Annotated in this window: 17 protein-coding genes; 16 read left to right on the top strand and 1 reads right to left on the bottom strand. The window is 68.3% G+C overall.

The genetic code is table 11. The annotated features are described in order from the left end of the window. The 9 genes from MTAB308_RS14945 (at position 1) to MTAB308_RS14905 (ending at position 7805) form a co-directional block, all read left to right on the top strand. A complete protein-coding gene (locus MTAB308_RS14945) occupies positions 1 to 762 on the top strand; it encodes an HpcH/HpaI aldolase family protein (protein WP_077104372.1) in 762 nt (253 codons plus the stop codon). Beyond that, entirely contained in the window at positions 759 to 1157 is a 399-nt protein-coding gene (locus tag MTAB308_RS14940; protein ID WP_077100261.1) for a nuclear transport factor 2 family protein, read from the top strand. The genes MTAB308_RS14945 and MTAB308_RS14940 overlap by 4 nt, the downstream gene beginning before the upstream one ends. Further along, positions 1154 to 1882, top strand: coding sequence for an SDR family NAD(P)-dependent oxidoreductase (locus MTAB308_RS14935; RefSeq protein WP_077100260.1), 729 nt, complete (start codon positions 1154 to 1156; stop codon positions 1880 to 1882). Before MTAB308_RS14940 ends, MTAB308_RS14935 begins: the two co-directional genes overlap by 4 nt. Next, positions 1864 to 3354 (top strand): flavin-containing monooxygenase, encoded by a 1491-nt coding sequence (locus tag MTAB308_RS14930; protein WP_083746555.1) that lies wholly within the window; start codon positions 1864 to 1866, stop codon positions 3352 to 3354. Before MTAB308_RS14935 ends, MTAB308_RS14930 begins: the two co-directional genes overlap by 19 nt. Then, positions 3351 to 4292, top strand: a complete 942-nt coding sequence (locus MTAB308_RS14925; RefSeq protein WP_077100258.1) for an alpha/beta hydrolase — start codon at positions 3351 to 3353, stop codon at positions 4290 to 4292. The genes MTAB308_RS14930 and MTAB308_RS14925 overlap by 4 nt, the downstream gene beginning before the upstream one ends. Positions 4293 to 4323: 31 nt before the next feature. Continuing rightward, positions 4324 to 5517, top strand: coding sequence for an enolase C-terminal domain-like protein (locus tag MTAB308_RS14920; protein WP_077100257.1), 1194 nt, complete (start codon positions 4324 to 4326; stop codon positions 5515 to 5517). A 7-nt stretch (positions 5518 to 5524) separates the two neighbouring features. Then, positions 5525 to 6832, top strand: a complete 1308-nt coding sequence (locus MTAB308_RS14915) for a hydroxyacid-oxoacid transhydrogenase (protein WP_077100256.1) — start codon at positions 5525 to 5527, stop codon at positions 6830 to 6832. 3 nt (positions 6833 to 6835) lie between these two features. Continuing rightward, on the top strand, positions 6836 to 7306 hold the full coding sequence (locus MTAB308_RS14910; RefSeq protein ID WP_077100255.1) for an acyl-CoA thioesterase: 471 nt from the start codon (positions 6836 to 6838) through the stop codon (positions 7304 to 7306). Positions 7307 to 7367: 61 nt separating this feature from the next. Beyond that, a complete protein-coding gene (locus MTAB308_RS14905; protein ID WP_077100254.1) occupies positions 7368 to 7805 on the top strand; it encodes an SRPBCC family protein in 438 nt (145 codons plus the stop codon). Positions 7806 to 8035: 230 nt separating this feature from the next. On the opposite strand, the gene MTAB308_RS14895 is transcribed toward MTAB308_RS14905, so the two are convergent. Then, on the bottom strand, positions 8036 to 8716 hold the full coding sequence (locus tag MTAB308_RS14895; RefSeq protein ID WP_216823700.1) for a GntR family transcriptional regulator: 681 nt from the start codon (positions 8714 to 8716) through the stop codon (positions 8036 to 8038). Positions 8717 to 8866: 150 nt separating this feature from the next. Here MTAB308_RS14895 and fadD5 point away from each other — a divergent pair, with 150 nt between their 5' ends. The 7 genes from fadD5 (at position 8867) to MTAB308_RS14860 (ending at position 18060) form a co-directional block, all read left to right on the top strand. Further along, entirely contained in the window at positions 8867 to 10507 is a 1641-nt protein-coding gene (gene fadD5, locus MTAB308_RS14890; RefSeq protein ID WP_077100251.1) for a fatty-acid--CoA ligase FadD5, read from the top strand. 275 nt (positions 10508 to 10782) lie between these two features. After that, positions 10783 to 11598 (top strand): MlaE family ABC transporter permease, encoded by an 816-nt coding sequence (locus MTAB308_RS14885; protein ID WP_077100250.1) that lies wholly within the window; start codon positions 10783 to 10785, stop codon positions 11596 to 11598. Position 11599: 1 nt separating this feature from the next. Continuing rightward, positions 11600 to 12469 (top strand): MlaE family ABC transporter permease, encoded by an 870-nt coding sequence (locus tag MTAB308_RS14880; RefSeq protein WP_077100249.1) that lies wholly within the window; start codon positions 11600 to 11602, stop codon positions 12467 to 12469. Positions 12470 to 12471: 2 nt separating this feature from the next. Next, positions 12472 to 13821 (top strand): MCE family protein, encoded by a 1350-nt coding sequence (locus MTAB308_RS14875; RefSeq protein WP_077100248.1) that lies wholly within the window; start codon positions 12472 to 12474, stop codon positions 13819 to 13821. Next, positions 13818 to 14858 carry a virulence factor Mce family protein gene (locus MTAB308_RS14870; RefSeq protein WP_077100247.1) on the top strand — a complete coding sequence of 347 codons (1041 nt, stop codon included), beginning with the start codon at positions 13818 to 13820 and terminating at the stop codon, positions 14856 to 14858. Before MTAB308_RS14875 ends, MTAB308_RS14870 begins: the two co-directional genes overlap by 4 nt. After that, entirely contained in the window at positions 14855 to 16444 is a 1590-nt protein-coding gene (locus MTAB308_RS14865) for a virulence factor Mce family protein (protein WP_077100246.1), read from the top strand. The genes MTAB308_RS14870 and MTAB308_RS14865 overlap by 4 nt, the downstream gene beginning before the upstream one ends. Further along, positions 16441 to 18060: a virulence factor Mce family protein gene (locus MTAB308_RS14860; protein ID WP_077100245.1), complete on the top strand. Its 1620-nt coding sequence runs from the start codon at positions 16441 to 16443 to the stop codon at positions 18058 to 18060. Before MTAB308_RS14865 ends, MTAB308_RS14860 begins: the two co-directional genes overlap by 4 nt. The last annotated feature ends 4 nt before the right edge of the window (positions 18061 to 18064 follow it).

Here is an 18064-nt window from a genome sequence, read left to right as displayed (position 1 = left end):
GTGGCCGACGATTCGCAGAGCGCTCTGCAGCGGGCGCTGCAGCGGGCGGGCCCGCTATGGGGCGGCTGGATCACCGGGCCGACGGTGCTCGGGCCGGAGGAATTCGCCCGGACCGGTTACGACTACGTGGGTTTCGACGCCCAGCACGGCTACCTCGACGACGCCGGCATCGCGCGCATGTTGCGGCGCATCGAGCACGTCCCCATCGGCACGGTGGTGCGGCTGCCCAACGCCGACGCGGCGCCGATCGGGCGGGTGCTGGACGCCGGCGCCGACGCCGTCGTCATCGCGATGGTCGAGTCGGCGGATCAGGCCGCCGCGGCGGTGGCCGCCACCCGCCACCAGCCCAGGGGAATCCGCAGCTTCGGCCCGCTGCGCGCCAGCCTCGGCCACGACCCCATCGCCCTGGAATCCCGCGTCAGCGTGTTCGCGATGATCGAGACGGCGGCGGCGCTGTCGGGTCTGAGCGAGATCTGCGCCGTCGAGGGCCTGGCCGGGCTGTATGTCGGGCCCGCCGATCTGGCCCTCTCGATGGGAGTGGATGTCGTTGGCGCAACCCAGCATCCGGCGATCATCGACGCCATCGCGCGCATCCACGCCGCCGCCACCACCGCGGGGCTGGTCACCGGCATCCACGCGGGGGACGGCAAGGCCGGTCGCACCATGGCGAAGCTGGGATTCCGGATGATCACCCTGGCGGCCGAATCCCAGGCCCTGCGCCGCGGGGCCGCGGAGCACCTCCGCGAGGCGACCGGCCAATGACCGACAACCACACCGCCATCCGCGAGGTGATCGCAGCTTACGCGCTGGCCCTCGATGCCGGCGACATCGAGCAGTGCGTGGCTCTCTTCGTCCCGGACGCCCAATTTTCGGTCTACGGAAGGACTTTCGCGGGCCGCGACGGCATCGGTCGGATGTTCCGGGACGCGCCGCGCGGGTTGCACCACACCGGTGTCTCGCGGATCGACGTCGCCGGCGACACCGCAACGGCCCGGTCGCAGGTGCTGTTCGTCAGGGCCGGCGACCTGCACCTGCGGCCCGCCCTCTACGACGACGAGCTGGTTCTCACGGACGGGCGCTGGCGCTTTCGGCGCCGGCGCTGCCAATTCGTCACCAGCCGCGGCCTGTCCGACAGCTCCGAGGTCACGTCATCATGAATCAGCGCGTCACCCTGGTGACCGGCGCCGCCGGTGGACAGGGCTGGGCGATCGCCACACGGCTGCGCGCCGAAGGCCACTGGGTGGCGGCCTGCGACCGGCGCGCCGACGAACTCGCCGCCGTGGTAGACGAATTGGGTGACGACGGGGTGGTCGGCATCGAGCTCGACGTCACCTCGCGGGAGCAGTGGGAAGCGGCCGTCCACACGGTGGTCGAGCGCTTCGGCTCGCTGAGCGCGCTGGTCAACAACGCCGGCGTGCTGCACCGCGCATCGCTGACCGACGAAACCGCCGAGGGCTTCGAAAACTCATGGCGCGTCAACTGTTTCGGTGCGTTCCTCGGGATTCAGTCGGCGCTCCCGCAGCTGCAGGCAGCCTCGAACGCGGCCGTCGTCAACATCTGCAGTACCGGTGCGATCCGCCCCTTCCCCCGGCACAGCGCCTACGGTTCGGCGAAGTGGGCGCTGCGGGGCCTGACCCAAAACGCGGCCGCCGAACTTGCCTCGCTCGGCATCCGCGTCAACGCGGTGTTCCCCGGGCCCATCGCGACCCCGATGCTCGACGACGCCACCCAGCGCAGGCTCGCCGCCTCGTCGGTGTTCGGGCGGATCGGGCGGCCGGGCGAAATCGCCGATGCGGTCGCCTTTCTCGTCTCCGATGCGGCCTCGTTCATCACCGGCTCGGAACTGGTCGTCGACGGTGGCCAATGCCTGCAGATCCGATGAGCGCTGACCTGTCCGTCGGCATCATCGGTGCCGGGCCGGGCGGCCTGGCTCTGGGGATCCTGCTCGCGCGGGCCGGCTTTCGTGACTTCACCATCTTCGACCGCGAGGACGACGTCGGCGGCACCTGGCGGATCAACACCTATCCGGGGCTGGCCTGCGACGTCAAGTCGCACCTGTACTCGTATTCGTTCGACCTGAACGCGCACTGGTCGCGGCTGTGGTCCGCGCAGCCCGAGATCCTCGAGTACTTCGAGAGATGCGCCGACAAGCACGGCCTGCGGCCACACCTGAAGCTGCGCACCGAGATCCGTTCCGCGCGGTGGGAGGAGGACACCCAGCGGTGGTGCCTGACCGCCGCGGACGGTCAACGGCACCGCTTCAACGTCGTGGTGTCCGCCGTCGGCCTGTTCACCCGCCCGCTGCTCCCGGACCTGGTGGAAGAGGAGCCGTTCACCGGAACGGTGATGCACTCGTCGCGATGGGATCACTCAATCCCGCTCGAGGGCGCGCGCATTGCCGTGCTGGGCACCGGATCGACGGCGTCGCAGCTGCTGCCGGAACTGACCAAGGTGGCCGCCAAGGTGTACTCCGTGCAACGGTCGCCCACCTGGATACTGCCCAAGCCCGACCGGCATTACACGCGGCGGGAGCGCTGGGTCTTCGCCCACGTTCCGCTCGCGAAGAAGCTGTCCCGCCCCCGCCTGTGGTTGCGCAGCGAAGCCAACATCGCGGTGATCGAACACGGCAGCGAAAAGACGCAGGATTTCACCGCGATCGCGCTCGGCCTGCTCGAGCAGAGCGTCGCCGACGAGGAGTTGCGCCGCAAGCTGACCCCGGATCACCCGATGGGCTGCAAGCGGCTGGTCTTCTCCTCGGACTACCTGCCCGCCCTGACCCGCCCCAACGTCGAGGTGCTGGACAGCCCGGCGCGATGCCTGCGCGCGCGCAGCCTGGTCACCGAGGACGGCACCGAGCGCGACGTCGACGTCGTGGTGTGTGCCACCGGCTACGCCGCGGCCGACTACCTGGGCGAGCTGGACGTGTGTGGCGAGGGCGGGGCGACGCTGCGGGAGGTGTGGCGCGACGGGGCGCACGCGTATCTCGGCATGGCCGTCCCGGGGTTCCCGAACTTCTTCATGCTGTACGGGCCGAACACCAACGTCGGCTCCAACAGCGTGATCTTCATGCTCGAGGCCCAGGCTCGCTACATCGTGCGGGCGCTGAAATACCTGCGGCGCAAGAACAAAAGGTACATCGCGGTGGGGCCGGCCGCGCTGGGCGAGTTCGTCGCCAAGGTCGACCGGTGGATGGTCGGCACGGTGTGGACCACGCAGTGCAGCAACTACTTCCGCGCCGCCAACGGGCGCGTGGTGACCCAGTGGCCGCGCAGCGCGCGTACGTTCTGGGGAATGACGCGCAGATTCAAACCCGCCGACTTCAGCTTCCGGGCTCCGGACAAGCCCAGCCGATGACCGAGTTGGACGGTTTCGGACGGCTGCATCCTGCGCTGCGTGCCGTCGCGACGACGCGGACCGACTTCTCGCTGGACGCGATCCGGCTCATGCGCGAACCGTTCAACGAGCGCCGCCGGGAGTCGGCCGAACAGACCGACTCCCAGGGCGTGAAGATCGTGGACGACACCGTGGCGGCCGCAGCCGGCGGCGTCGCCGTGCGGATCTACCATGGCGCCGAGGCCACTCCGGCCCCCGCGGTCGTGTACTGCCACGCCGGGGGGTTCGCGCTGGGCAACCTCGACACCGATCACCGGCAGTGCGTGGAACTCGCGCGCCGGGGCGGCTGCACGGTCGTCTCGGTCGACTACCGGCTTGCGCCCGAGCACCCCTTTCCGGCCGCCCTCGACGACGCGACCGCCGTGTTGCGCTGGGTGGCGGCCAGCGCGGCAGAACTGGGCGTCGACCCGGCGCGCGTGGCCGTCGGGGGCAGCAGCGCCGGGGCGGCCCTGGCCGCGTGCTTGGCGCACGGCGCCGCCGACGGGTCGCTGCCGCCGGTCGCGTTCCAGCTGCTGCACCAGCCGGTACTGGACGATCGCGAGACCGCGTCAAAAGCCGAGTTTTGCGCCAGCCCGGCCTTCGACAGCGAGGCGGCAGAGCAGATGTGGCGCTATTACCTGGGCCCCGAGAGCGGGGGCGCATCCGCGGCCGTGCCCGCCCGGCGCGGCGAATTCGCCGGTCTGCCACCGGCGTTGATCACCTGCGCGGAAATCGATCCCTTTCGCGACGAGGCGGTCGACTATGCGCTGCAGCTGCTGCGCGCCGGAGTCTCCGCCGAGCTGCACGTGTTTCCGCGCGCCTGCCACGGGTTCGATTCGCTGCTGCCGGACTTTTCCGACTCCCAGCGTCTGTTCACCCTGCAGGGTCAGGCCCTGGCGAGGACCTTCGGCTCTACTTGAACCCCCGATCCGCCCGGAACAATCTGCTGCCATGAAGATCACCGGGCTCGAGGTCGTGCCGTTCGAGACGTTCGTCGACCGAATCTCGTTCGGCCAGTTGAATACCGATTACCGCGTGGTGCAGACGGTCACGAAGGTGCTCACCGACGAGGGGGTCGAGGGCTACTACTTCGGTGGTCACTTCCACGGCGACCAGGACGGCCTGCTTCCCGGGGACCAGGCGTTGATCACCCAATTTCTGAGCCCCCTGCTCGCCGGCCAGGACCCGTTCGACCGCGCGGAGATCTGGCGGCAGCTATGGGCGGCGAAGCTCCCCGAAAACGTCTGCAGCGTCATTGATCTGGCCCTTTGGGACCTGGCCGGCCGAGTCTCCGGGTTGCCGGTACACAAGCTGCTGGGCGGAGCCCGCGAGCGGGTCAAGGCCTACGCGAGCAGCTTCAACAACCTCGGGTCGCCCGATGAGTACGCCGCCCATGCCGTCGAATGCCAGCGCCTGGGTTACCGCGCCTACAAGATCCACCCGTACCACTACTGGAACCCCGCGACCCGGCAACCGGCGCTGCCCCGGCCATCGTATGTGGAGTGGGATATCCGGGCGTGCCGCGAGGTTCGGGCGGCGGTCGGCGACGAGATGGTGCTGATGTTCGACCCGTGGGGCACCTACCACAGCTACGAGGACGCGCTGCGCGTCGGCCGGGAGCTCGAGCGGCTGGGCTTCTACTGGTACGAGCACCCGATGCCCGAGCACCGGGTCACCTCCTACGTGAAGCTGGCCGCCGCACTCGAAATCCCGCTCTGCTCACCGGAGATCGCCGAGGGCGGCATCTATACCCGCGCGGATTGGATCCTGCGCAATGCGTCCGACATCAGCCGCATCGACGTCCTGCGCGGAGGCATCACCGGCGTCATGAAGCTGACCGGCATGTGTGAGGCGGTCGGCATGCGCTGTGAGCTCCACATGAGCGGCTTCGGCAACCTGCAAGTGCTGGGCGCCACGAGCGAAGACGTGTGCGAATACTACGAGCGCGGCCTGCTCGGGCCGGGGGTTCGATACGACGCCGCCCCGCCCTATCTCGACGCTCCCTGCGATCCGCTCGGCGCGGACGGATTCGTCGAGCTGCCGCGGGCGCCGGGGCTCGGCTACCTGATCCGGTGGGACTACATCGAGGCTCACCGCCTGCCCGCCGGCACCGCGGAACCGGTCGCGCCGCTGCACCCGAGATAATGGCGGCATGGCTTGCTGCGACTACCCCATTGCCGCGGCGGATTGCGACGGCGCCTTCACCGTCGACGCGTCGCGGCTGACCTTCGGGCGGGGTTGCCTCGCGGAGGTCGGTGACCGGGCCGGCGCCCTGGGGCTGCGGCGGGTGGCGTTGTTCTCCGACGCCGTCGTGGCCGGACTGCCCATCTTTGCCAAGGCGCGCGACTCGCTGGTGGCGGCGGGGCTGGACGTCGTCGCCTATACCGACGTCCACGTCGAGCCCACCGACGCGTCGTTCCGGGACGCGGCGCGGTTCGCGCGGGAGTGCAACCCCGACGGCTACGTATCGCTGGGCGGCGGGTCGGTCATCGACACGTGCAAAGCCGCCAACCTCTACGCCACCCACCCCGCCGACCTGCTGACCTACGTCAATGCGCCGATCGGCGAGGGCAAGCCCGTGCCCGGCCCGCTCAAGCCGCACATCGCGTGCCCCACCACGGCGGGCACCGGCAGCGAGGTGACCGGCATCGCGATCTTCGACCTCGTGTCGATGTCGGCCAAGACCGGCATCGCTGCGCCTGCGTTGCGTCCGACCGAGGCGCTCGTCGACCCCGACTGCACCGCGAGCCTGCCCCGCGAGGTCGTCGCCGCGGCGGGGCTCGATGTGCTGTCGCACGCATTGGAGTCGTACACCGCGCGGCCCTACGTGCGGCGGCGCGCCGCCGCACGGCCCAGCCTGCGACCCATGAGCCAAGGCGCCAATCCGTGGAGCGACCTGGGCTGCCGCGAGGCGCTGCGCGTCCTGGGTCAGTTCCTGGAGCGCGCGGTGAACGACGCCTCCGATACCCAGGCCCGCGAGGAGATGATGTGGGCGGCCACGCTGGCGGGCATCGCGTTCGGCAACGCGGGCGTTCACGCACCGCATGGCATGGCCTACGCGGTGGCCGGGCTGGTCCGTGACTTCCGCCCCTCGGGCTACCCGGTCGACGAGCCGCTCGTGCCGCATGGCATGGCCGTCATCCTGAACGCGCCGTCTTCGTTCCGCTTCACGGCGGAGGTCAGCCCCGAGCGGCACCTGGAGGGCGCTCGGCTGCTCGGCGCCGACACGCAGGGCGCCGGCGCGTCCGACGCGGGGGAGGTGCTCGCAGGCGAACTCATCCGGATCATGCGAGCGGTGGGCATGCCCAACGGGCTGGGTGGCGTGGGCTACACCGACGACGACGTGGCGGCCCTGACGGAGGGGGCCTACCCGCAGCAGCGCCTCCTGCAGAACGCTCCCCGCGAGATGAGCAAACCGGTTCTGGCGGACCTGTTTCGACAAGCCATGCGGTACTGGTAGAGCATGAGTTCAACTCCGTCGGACAACCTGACCAGCGCCGACTTCCCGGTGCTGTGGCCGGTAGGAACTCGGTGGGCCGACAACGACATGTTCGGCCACCTCAACAACGCGGTGTACTACCAACTGTTCGACACCGCCATCAACGGGTGGATCAACACGACCACAGGGCTCGACCCGCTCAGCACGCCCGCGCTCGGCATCGTCGCCGAATCGGGCTGCCGCTACTTCTCCGAGCTGCATTTCCCGGAACGCCTCGCGGTGGGTCTCGCGGTCACGCGCCTGGGCCGCAGCAGCGTCACCTACCGGCTCGGGGTGTTCCGCGCCGACGACGGCGGCGAACCGCAACCGACCACCGCGCTCGGCCACTGGGTGCACGTCTACGTCGATCGGGTCAGCCGCAAACCGGTGCCGATCCCAGAGGCCATCCGCGCGCTGCTGGCGACGGCCTGCGTGGACGCTGAGCCTAACGGCTGAGCCTGAAAAGGCCGCCGGGGCGGCCGGTTTCGGCACGCGCGCGCCCCGCTATGCTTCGCCAATGCCAGTTCTGAGCAAGACCGTCGAGGTCAGCGCCAACGCCGCGTCGATCATGGGGATCGTCGCCGACTTCGAGCGCTACCCGGAGTGGAACGAGGAGATCAAGGGACTGTGGGTGCTCGCCCGCTACGACGACGGGCGCCCCAGCCAGGTGCGGCTCGACGCCGATTACCAAGGCATGCAGGCCACGTTCATCCAGGCGGTCTACTACCCCGGGGAAAATCAGATCCAGACGGTACTGCAGCAAGGCGACCTGTTCTCCAAACAGGAGCAGCTGTTCAGCGTCGTAGAAACCGGGGCGGCGAGCCTGCTGACCGTGGACATGGACGTCGAGACCACCCTGCCGGTCCCCGCGCCGATGGTGAAATCGCTCGCCGGGAACGTGCTCGACCATCTTGCGGAAAACCTGAAGCAGCGCGCGGAGCAACTCGCCACGTGAGCAGATGGTGGCGACCCGCTTCGCGCGGCTGCGCCGCCCTCGCGATCGCCACGTCAGCAGATGGTGGCGACCCGCTTCGCGCGGCTGCGCCGCCCTCGCGATCGCCACGTGAGCAGATGGTGGCGACCCGCTTCGCGCGGCTGCGCCGCCCTCGCGATCGCCACGTGAGCAGATGGTGGCGACCCGCTTCGCGCGGCTGCGCCGCCCTCGCGATCGCCACGTGAGCAGGGTTAGTCGAAGATCCCGGCCCGGTTCAGCATCACGGTCAGCCGGGCCGCCGCGTCGGTGAACTGCCAGACCGTGTGCTCGATCACCGCATCCGCGTCGCGCCGGCGCAGCGCAGCGATCAATTCCCGGTGGTGGGCGACGGTGGCCGCGCCCCACTCGGGGTCCGCCGCGTACACCTCGGCCGGCATGTAGCGCGCGGCGTTCAGCAGGAACCACGCCAGCTTGATCCGGCCGCTGGCCTGGTTGAAGACCCGGTGAAAGGCGAACTCGATGCCCGCGATGGTGGTCGGCTCGCTGGAGCCGACGGCCGCCTCGAGCGCGTCGTTGATACGGTCCAGCTCGTCGATCTCGGCGTCGGTGATGTGATCGGTGGCCGCGGCCGCCAGCTCCTTGGCGATCGTCGCCTGCAGCCAAAAGATGTCCTGGATGTCCTGCCGGCTCAGGGGCAGCACGACGTGACCGCGGTGCGGCTCGAGCTGGACCATGCCCTCGCCGCGCAGCTTCAGCAGCGCCTCGCGCACCGGAGTGATGCTGACCCCGAGCTCGGCCGCGGTCTCGTCGAGGCGGATGAACGTCCCCGGGCGCAGCGCACCGGACATGATCGCCGCGCGCAGGTGGGCCGCGACCTCGTCGGACAGCTGCGCCCGGCGCAGCGGCCGACGGGTCTTCGGCTGCGTCTTCATTGGTGCGTTCACGCGGGCTGCCAGGGGTTTCGCGGGCTGGGCGGGTCTTGTCTTTGTGGCACTAAAGCCATAATGTGACCCACACAACACTATGTTTTATCAAATATCAACCTGGCGCAAGCGGTGCGAGAGGTGAAGGGGAGGCGGTAGTTGACCGCGCAATTGGCCAGCCACCTGACAGCGGCCACCGAGCAGCCATACCTGGCTCGGCGGCAGAACTGGTGCAACCAACTGGAGCGGCACGCGCTGATGCAACCGAACGCGACGGCGCTGCGGTTCCTGGGGAACACGATCACCTGGGGCGCGCTGCACCACCGGGTCTCGGCGCTCGCCGACGCGTTGAGCCGCCGCGGCGTCGGCTTCGGCGACCGGGTCATGATCCTGATGCTCAACCGCACCGAGTTCGTCGAGGCGGTGCTGGCCGCCAACGCGCTCGGCGCCATCGCGGTCCCGCTGAACTTCCGGCTCACCTCGGCCGAGATCGTCTTCCTGGTCGAGGACTGCGAAGCCCGCGTGCTGATCACCGAAACGGTGCTGGCCCCGGTGGCCACCGGCGTGCGCGACATGCAGCCGATGCTCGACACCATCGTCGTGGCCGGCGCGGCCACCGACGACCGCGTCTTCGGCTACGAAGACCTCATTAACGAGACCGGTGAATCGCACGGGTCCGTCGACATCCCGAACGATTCGCCGGCGCTGATCATGTACACCTCCGGCACCACCGGCCGCCCCAAGGGCGCGGTGCTGACCCACGCCAACCTGACCGGCCAGACGATGACGGGTCTGTACACCAACGGCGCCGATATAAATAGCGACGTCGGTTTCATCGGTGTCCCGTTCTTCCACATCGCCGGGATCGGCAACATGCTCACTAGCATGCTGCTGGGCATCCCCACGGTGATCTACCCGCTGGGGGCGTTCGACCCGGGGCAGCTGCTGGACGTGCTGGCGGCGGAGAAGGTCACCGGCCTGTTCCTGGTCCCCGCGCAATGGCAGGCGGTGTGCGCCGAGCAGCAGGCGCGGCCCCGCGAGCTGAGGCTGCGGGTGATGTCGTGGGGGGCGGCCCCGGCGCCGGACGCGTTGCTGCGGGAGATGTCGGCAACCTTCCCCGGAACCCAGATCCTGGCCGCGTTCGGGCAGACCGAGATGTCGCCGGTCACCTGCATGCTGCTCGGCGAGGACGCGATCCGTAAGCGCGGCTCGGTCGGCAAGGTGATCCCCACGGTCGCGGCTCGCGTGGTGGACGAAAACATGAACGACGTGCCGGTCGGCGAGGTGGGCGAGATCGTCTACCGCGCACCCACATTGATGAGCGGCTACTGGAACAATCCGGAGGCCACGGCGGAGGCGTTCGCCGGCGGGTGGTTCCATTCCGGCGACCTGGTCCGGATGGACGAGGACGGCTACGTCTGGGTGGTCGACCGCAAGAAGGACATGATCATCTCCGGCGGCGAGAACATCTACTGCGCCGAGGTCGAAAACGTTCTCGCCGGTCATCCCCAGATCGTCGAGGTCGCCGTCATCGGCCGGCCCCACGAGAAGTGGGGCGAGGTGCCGATCGCGGTCGCGGCCGTCGCCGGCGAGGACTTGCGGCTCGACGACCTGCACGAGTACCTGGCCGAGCGCCTGGCGCGCTACAAGCATCCGAAAGCGCTCGAGATCGTCGATGCGCTGCCCCGCAACCCGGCCGGAAAGGTGCTCAAGACTGAGCTGCGGGTGCGCTACGGCGTCATCACCATGACCGAAAACGCTTCTGCGGCAAGTGATTCAACGAGCGGAGAGGGAGATTGACAGAAACTGTAACGTTTGCCCGCTGTTGACGAAGGGTTAATTGTGCGGATGCAGTTCACACGCTCACGGCCATCGGGTACATTCCTGTGGTCTCCGTTACTACTTGCGGGTAGGGAGCCGATGGTCACAGACGTAGGGTCAGGCGGGGGCACCCCCAGCCCAGTAGCGGCGAGGGGGTGGGGGCACCCCCAGCCACGTAGAGGCGAGGGGCAGAGCGTGCGATTCGATCCGCCGCGAATCCGCCGGGCCGGCGGTGCAAAAGGGAGGGGGCAGCGGTGACTTCGACGACGGAGAGTCGGCGGGGCCCCTACCTGGTCGGCTACCTGCGCGACCAGCTGGAAACGCCGCTGACTCTCATCGGCGGATTCTTCCGGATGTGCGTCCTGGCCGGAAAAGCGCTGTTCCGCTGGCCTTTCCAATGGCGCGAGTTCATCCTGCAGTGCTGGTTCATCATGCGGGTGGCGTTCCTGCCGACGATCATGGTGTCGATCCCGCTGACGGTGTTGCTGATCTTCACCCTCAACGTTCTGCTGGCGCAGTTCGGCGCGGCCGACCTGTCCGGCGCGGGCGCCGCCATCGGCGCGGTCACCCAGCTGGGCCCGTTGACCACGGTGCTCGTGGTGGCCGGCGCCGGCTCGACGGCCATCTGCGCGGACCTCGGCGCCCGCACCATCCGCGAAGAGATCGACGCGATGGAGGTGCTCGGCATCGACCCGATCCACCGGCTGGTGGTGCCCCGGGTGATCGCCGCGACCCTGGTCGCCACCCTGCTCAACGGGCTCGTGATCACCGTCGGCCTGGTGGGCGGCTACCTCTTCGGCGTGTACCTGCAGAACGTGTCGGGCGGGGCCTACCTCGCCACCCTGACCACCATCACCGGCCTGCCCGAGGTCATCATCGCCACGGTCAAGGCCGCGATCTTCGGCCTGATCGCCGGGCTGGTCGGCTGCTTCCGCGGGCTGACCGTGCGCGGCGGCTCCAAGGGACTGGGCACCGCCGTCAACGAAACCGTGGTGCTCTGCGTGGTCGCGCTCTACGCGGTCAACGTGGTCCTGACCACCATCGGTGTGCGTTTCGGAACGGGGCGCTGACATGTCGACCGGTACGGTTCTGCGCTCGCGCTTCCCGCGCGCGGCCGAAAATTTGAACCGCTACGGCGGTGCCTTCGGTCGCGGGCTCGACGACATCGGGCAGATGGGCTGGTTCGGCGTGGTCGCCCTCGGGCACATCCCGCACGCCCTGCGCAATTACCGCAAGGAGACCCTGCGGCTGATCGCCCAGATCGGCATGGGCACCGGCGCGATGGCCGTCGTCGGCGGCACCGTCGCCATCGTCGGTTTCGTGACGCTGTCCGGTAGCTCCCTGGTCGCCATCCAGGGGTTCGCGTCCCTGGGCAACATCGGCGTCGAGGCGTTCACCGGCTTCTTCGCCGCGCTGATCAACGTGCGCATCGCCGCACCCGTCGTGACCGGCATCTCGATGGCCGCCACGGTCGGGGCCGGCGCCACCGCGGAGCTGGGGGCCATGCGGATCAGCGAAGAGATCGACGCCCTCGAGGTGATGGGCATCAAGTCGATCTCGTTCCTGGCGACCACCCGGATCATGGCGGGCCTGGTGGTGATCATCCCGCTGTACTCGCTGGCCATGATCATGTCGTTCCTGTCACCGCAGATCACCACGACCGTGATCTACGGGCAGTCGCACGGCACCTACGAGCACTACTTCCGGACGTTCCTGCGCCCCGACGACGTGTTCTGGTCGTTCGTCGAGGCCATCATCATCACGGCGGTGGTGATGATCACCCATTGCTTCTACGGATACAACGCCGGCGGCGGGCCCGTCGGCGTCGGCGAGGCCGTCGGCCGATCGATGCGCTTCTCGCTGGTATCGGTGCAGGTTGTCGTTTTGGCCGCAGCGTTGGCGCTTTACGGCGTCAACCCGAACTTCGCTTTAACGGTGTAGCCATGACCACCACGACAGGGCAACCCGGAAAGATCAATCCCGCGCGCAACCCGCCGTACAAGCTGGCCGGGGTCGCGATGCTGGTCGCCGCGGCGGTGGCTCTTGTTTTGGTCTACGGGCAGTTCCGGGGGGACTTCACCAAGAAGGAACACCTGACGATGGTGGCCTCCCGGGCCGGGCTGGTCATGGATCCCGGCTCCAAGGTCACCTACAACGGGGTGGAGATCGGCCGGGTCGCCAACATCTCGGAGGTCGTCAAGGACGGAAAGCCGGCGGCCAAGTTCAGCCTCGACGTATATCCGAGATACCTCCAGCTGATCCCGTCGAACGTGAACGCCGACATCAAGGCGACCACGGTGTTCGGCGGCAAGTATGTGTCGTTGACGACGCCGAAAAACCCGTCCCCGCAACGGATCACGCCGCAGACCGTGATCGACGCCAGGTCGGTGACGACGGAGATCAACACGCTGTTCCAGACCATCACCGAGATCGCGCAGCAGGTGGATCCGGTCAAGCTGAACCTGACGCTGAGCGCCGCCGCGCAGGCGCTGACCGGGTTGGGTGATCGGTTCGGTCAGTCGGTCGTCAACGCCAACGCGATCCTCGACGACGTCAACCCGCAGATGCCCCAGGCCCGTCACGACATCCGCCAGCTCGCGGGTCTCGGCGACACCTACGCCAACGCCGCGCCGGACCTGTTCGACTTCCTCAACAACGCCGTCGTCACGTCGCGCACGATCAACGCGCAGCAGAAGGACCTCGACCAGGCGTTGCTGTCGGCGGCCGGCTTCGGCAACACCGGCGCCGACATCTTCGAGAAGGGCGGGCCCTACCTGGCGCGGGGTGCCAAGGACCTGGTGCCCACGGCCCAGCTGCTGGACACCTACAGTCCCGAGCTGTTCTGCACCGTCCGCAACTACCACGACATCGAGCCCACGGCCCGGAGCTTCCTCGGCGGCAACGGCTATTCGCTCAACGCCGACACGAAGCTGCTGTCCGGGCTGGGCTTATTGCTCAATCCGGTGTCGGCGGTGACCCTCGTCGGCCTGATCGGAATCTTCGCGCTGCCCACCCAAGGACTTTCGGCCTTGGGCAACATCGCCACTCTGATCGGCGGGGCGCCGAACCCGTACGTGTGGCCCGAGAACCTGCCGCGCGTGAACGCACGCGGCGGGCCCGGCGGCGCGCCGGGTTGCTGGCAGCACATCACCCACGACCTGTGGCCCGCGCCCGAGTTGGTGATGGACTCCGGCAACAGCATCGCGCCGTACAACCACCTCGACACCGGTTCCCCGTACGCGATCGAGTACGTCTGGGGCCGCCAAGTAGGGGATAACACGATCAACCCATGAAAATCTCCGGAACCATCGTCCGACTCAGCATCTTCTCGCTGGTGCTGCTGATCTTCACTGTGATGATCATCGTGGTGTTCGGTCAGATGCGCTTCGACCGCACCTACGGGTACTCCGCGGAATTCACCAACGTCAGCGGGCTGCGGCAGGGCCAGTTCGTCCGGGCCTCGGGCGTGGAGATCGGCAAGGTCAGTTCGATCAAGCTGGTCGACGGCGGTAGGCGCGCCCGGGTGGACTTCAGCGTGGACCGTTCGATTCCGCTGTACCAGTCGACGACCGCGCAGATCCGTTACCTCGACCTGATCGGCAACCGCTACCTGGAGCTCAAGCGCGGCGAGGGCGAGGGTTCCGAGAAGGTGATGCCCCCGGGGGGCTTCATCCCCGCGTCGCGGACCTCGCCGGCGCTCGACCTCGACGCGCTGATCGGCGGTTTCAAGCCGCTGTTTCGGGCGCTGGACCCGCAGAAGGTCAACACCATCGCGACCGCGCTGATCACGGTGTTCCAGGGGCAGGGCGGCACCATCAACGACATCCTCGACAACACCGCGCAGCTGACCTCTCAGCTCGGGCAGCGCGACCAGGCCATCGGTGAGGTGATCAAGAACCTGAACGTCGTTCTGGACACCACGGTCCGGCATCGCCAGCAATTCGATCAGACCGTCAACAACCTCGAGGGCTTGATCACCGGGCTGAAGAACCACAGTGACCAGCTGGCCGGCGGAACCGCGCATATCAGCAACGCCGCCGGGACGGTGGCCGACCTGCTGGCCGAGGACCGCGGGTTGCTGCACAGCACCCTGAACTACCTCGACGCCGTCCAGCAGCCGCTCATCGATCAGCGCGAGCAGCTGAACGACTTCATCCACAAGGTGCCGACCGCGCTGAACATGATCGGGCGCACCATCGGTTCCTACGGCGACTTCGTCAACTTCTACGCCTGCGACATCACCCTCAAGATCAACGGGTTGCAGGCCGGTGGGCCGGTGCGCACGGTCAAGCTCTTCTCGCAGCCGACGGGTAGGTGCACGCCGCAATGAGGACGCTGGAACCCCCCAACCGGATGCGCATCGGCCTGATGGGCATCATCGTGACGCTGCTCGTCATCGGCGTCGGTCAGAGCTTCACCAGCGTGCCGATGCTGATGGCCCGACCGCACTACTACGGGCAGTTCACCGACACCGGCGGCATCAGCACCGGCGACAAGGTGCGCATCGCCGGCATGGACGTCGGGAAGATCGAAAGCCTCAAGATCGACGGCGACCACATCCTGATCAAATTCAATCTCGGCACCCAACGGATCGGCACCGAGAGCCGGCTGGCGATCAAGACCGACACCATCTTGGGCAAGAAGGTCCTCGAGATCGAGAACCGGGGCAGCCAGGAGCTGCGGCCCGGGGCGTCGTTGCCGATCGGGCAGAGCACCACGCCCTACCAGATCTACGACGCGTTCTTCGACGTGACCAAGGCCGCGCAGGGTTGGGACATCGACACGGTCAAGCAGTCGCTGCACGTGCTCTCGGAGACGATCGATCAGACCTACCCGCACCTGAGTTCCGCGCTCGATGGGGTGGCCAAGTTCTCTGACACCATCGGCAAGCGCGACGAGGAGGTCAAGCACCTGCTCGCGCAGGCCAATCAGGTGGCCGGCATCCTGGGGGATCGCAGCGAGCAGATCGACCGGCTGCTGGTGAACGCGAAGGTGTTGCTGGCCGCGTTCAACGAGCGCGGCCAGGCGATCAACGCGCTGCTAGGCAACATCGCCGCCTTCTCCGAACAGATCAAGGGCTTCATCAACGACAACCCCAACCTCAACCACGTGCTCGAGCAGTTGCGCACGGTCAGCGACATCCTGGTCCAGCGCAAGGACGACCTCGCCGCCGGTTTCACCGAGGTCGGCAAATTCCTGCCGTCGTTGAACGAGGCCATCGCGTCCGGACCGTTCTTCAAGGTGGTGCTGCACAACCTGTTTCCCGGTCAGATCGTGCAGCCCTTCATCGACGCCGCGTTCAAGAAGCGCGGCATTGACCCCGAGAACTTCTGGCGCAGCGCGGGTCTGCCGGAATTCCGGTGGCCCGACCCGAACGGCACCCGGCAGCCCAACGGCGCGCCGCCGCCGGCGCCGCCGGCGCTGGAGGGCACGCCCGAGCACCCCGGTCCGGCAGTCCCGCCCGGGTCGCCGTGCTCGTACACGCCGGCCAACCCCGGTGGCAACGTCACCGTCGGCGACGAGGGCCTGCCGCGGCCGTGGAACCCGCTGCCGTGCGCGGGCGCGTCCATCGGCCCGTTCGGTGGAGTGGGTTTCCCGGCGCCCGTCGACGTCGCGACGTCTCCGCCGAACCCCGACGGGCTGCCGCCCACCCCTGGCATCAACATCGCCGGCCGGCCGGGTGACCCGCCGCCGAACGTTCCGGGCACGCCGGTGCCGCTGCCGACTCAGGCACCCCCAGGCGCGCGCACCGAGAACCTGGGGCCGGCTGGTCCGACACCGCCCCCGTCGACGTTCGCGCCCGCCCTGCCGCCCGGACCACCGGCACCGCCCGGGCCGGGGATCCAGCTGCCGGCACCGTTCATCAACCCCGGCGGCACGGGAGGCAGCGGCATCACGGGAGGTAGCCAGAATTGAGCACCATCTTTGATGTCCGCAACATCCGGCTGCCGAAGCTGTCCCGGACGTCGGTGATCATCGGCTCGCTGGTGATTGTGCTGGCGTTGGTGCTGGCGTTCGTCGGCTGGCGGCTCTACCAGAAGCTGACGAACAACACCGTCGTCGCCTACTTCCCGGCGGCCAACGCGCTGTATCCGGGCGACAAGGTCCAGATCATGGGGCTGCGGGTGGGCACGATCGACAAGATCGAGCCGGCCGGCGACAAGATGAAGGTCACCTTCCACTACCAGAACAAGTACAAGGTGCCCGCCAACGCGTCGGCGGTGATCCTCAACCCCACCCTGGTGGCCTCGCGCGCGATCCAGCTGGAGCCGGCCTACAAGGGCGGGCCCGTGCTTGGCGACGACGCGGTGATCCCGGAAGAGCGCACACAGGTGCCGGTGGAGTGGGACACCCTGCGCAACAGCATCACCAACATCATCTCAAAGCTGGGTCCGACGCCCGAGCAGCCCAAGGGCCCGTTCGGTGAGGTCATCGAGTCCTACGCGAACGGCTTGGCCGGCAAGGGCAAGCAGATCAACACCACGCTGAACAGCCTGTCGCAGGCGTTGACCGCGCTGAACGAGGGGCGTGGCGACTTCTTTGCGGTGGTGCGCAGCCTGGCGCTGTTCGTCAACGCCCTGCACGCCGACGATCAGCAGTTCGTCGCGCTGAACCAGAACCTGGCCGACGTCACCGGCCGGCTCGCCAGCTCCGACGGCGCCTTGGCCGACGCGATCACGCAGTTCGACGGCCTGCTCAAGACCGTGCGGCCCTGGCTCGACCAGAACCGCGAGGTGCTGACCCACGACGTCAACAACCTGGCGACGGCGACGAACACGCTGCTTCAGCCGGACCCGCTGAACGGTCTGGAGACCGCCCTGCACGTCCTCCCGACGGCCGCGGCGAACATCAACCAGATCTACCACCCGACGCACGGGTCGGTGGTGGCCGTCCCGGCGATCACCAACTTCGCCAACCCGATGCAGTTCATCTGCAGCTCGATTCAGGCCGGCAGCCGGCTGGGTTACCAGGACTCCGCTGAGCTGTGCGCGCAATACCTGGCGCCGATCCTCGACGCGATCAAGTTCAACTACTTGCCGTTCGGCCTCAACGTAGCCAGCACGGCCGAGACGCTGCCCAAGGAGGTCGCCTACTCCGAGCCTCGCCTGCATCCACCGGACGGATATAAGGACACCACCGTCCCGGGCATCTGGTCACCGGATACGCCGACGTCGCACCGCAACACCGAACACGGGTGGATCGTGGCCCCCGGCATGCAGGGGCAGCAGGTGGGACCGATCACGCAAGGCCTGATGACGCCTGAGTCGCTTGCCGAACTGATGGGCGGGCCCAACATTCCGCCCGTGCAGTCGACTCTCCACACCCCGCCCGGACCGCCGAACGCCTACGACGAGGGCCCCTCGCCGGTGATCGGTCAAAACCCCCCGCAGGTGCCGATACCCCCGCCGCCGCCGGGGCCGGAGGTGCTCCCCGGCCCGGTCGCTCCGACGCCCGCACCCGTAGCGGCGCCGGCGCCCAACGCCGGTGGGCCGGCGGCGCCCGCCGCGGCTGACCTAGGGGGTGGCCAGTGAGGGG

The organism is Mycobacterium terramassiliense (assembly GCF_900157385.1).
Classification (GTDB): domain Bacteria; phylum Actinomycetota; class Actinomycetes; order Mycobacteriales; family Mycobacteriaceae; genus Mycobacterium; species Mycobacterium terramassiliense.
This window is presented reverse-complemented; position numbering and strand designations above follow the sequence as displayed.

What these genes read in the sequence shown, in the direction of transcription:
- MTAB308_RS14940 (WP_077100261.1), top strand. Translation starts at nt 759, where the DNA reads ATGACCGACAACCACACCGCCATCCGCGAGGTGATCGCAGCTTACGCG.
- MTAB308_RS14935 (WP_077100260.1), top strand. Translation starts at nt 1,154, where the DNA reads ATGAATCAGCGCGTCACCCTGGTGACCGGCGCCGCCGGTGGACAGGGC.
- MTAB308_RS14930 (WP_083746555.1), top strand. Translation starts at nt 1,864, where the DNA reads ATGCCTGCAGATCCGATGAGCGCTGACCTGTCCGTCGGCATCATCGGT.
- MTAB308_RS14925 (WP_077100258.1), top strand. Translation starts at nt 3,351, where the DNA reads ATGACCGAGTTGGACGGTTTCGGACGGCTGCATCCTGCGCTGCGTGCC.
- MTAB308_RS14920 (WP_077100257.1), top strand. Translation starts at nt 4,324, where the DNA reads ATGAAGATCACCGGGCTCGAGGTCGTGCCGTTCGAGACGTTCGTCGAC.
- MTAB308_RS14915 (WP_077100256.1), top strand. Translation starts at nt 5,525, where the DNA reads ATGGCTTGCTGCGACTACCCCATTGCCGCGGCGGATTGCGACGGCGCC.
- MTAB308_RS14910 (WP_077100255.1), top strand. Translation starts at nt 6,836, where the DNA reads ATGAGTTCAACTCCGTCGGACAACCTGACCAGCGCCGACTTCCCGGTG.
- MTAB308_RS14905 (WP_077100254.1), top strand. Translation starts at nt 7,368, where the DNA reads ATGCCAGTTCTGAGCAAGACCGTCGAGGTCAGCGCCAACGCCGCGTCG.
- MTAB308_RS14895 (WP_216823700.1), bottom strand. Translation starts at nt 8,716, where the DNA reads ATGAAGACGCAGCCGAAGACCCGTCGGCCGCTGCGCCGGGCGCAGCTG.
- MTAB308_RS14880 (WP_077100249.1), top strand. Translation starts at nt 11,600, where the DNA reads ATGTCGACCGGTACGGTTCTGCGCTCGCGCTTCCCGCGCGCGGCCGAA.
- MTAB308_RS14875 (WP_077100248.1), top strand. Translation starts at nt 12,472, where the DNA reads ATGACCACCACGACAGGGCAACCCGGAAAGATCAATCCCGCGCGCAAC.
- MTAB308_RS14870 (WP_077100247.1), top strand. Translation starts at nt 13,818, where the DNA reads ATGAAAATCTCCGGAACCATCGTCCGACTCAGCATCTTCTCGCTGGTG.
- MTAB308_RS14865 (WP_077100246.1), top strand. Translation starts at nt 14,855, where the DNA reads ATGAGGACGCTGGAACCCCCCAACCGGATGCGCATCGGCCTGATGGGC.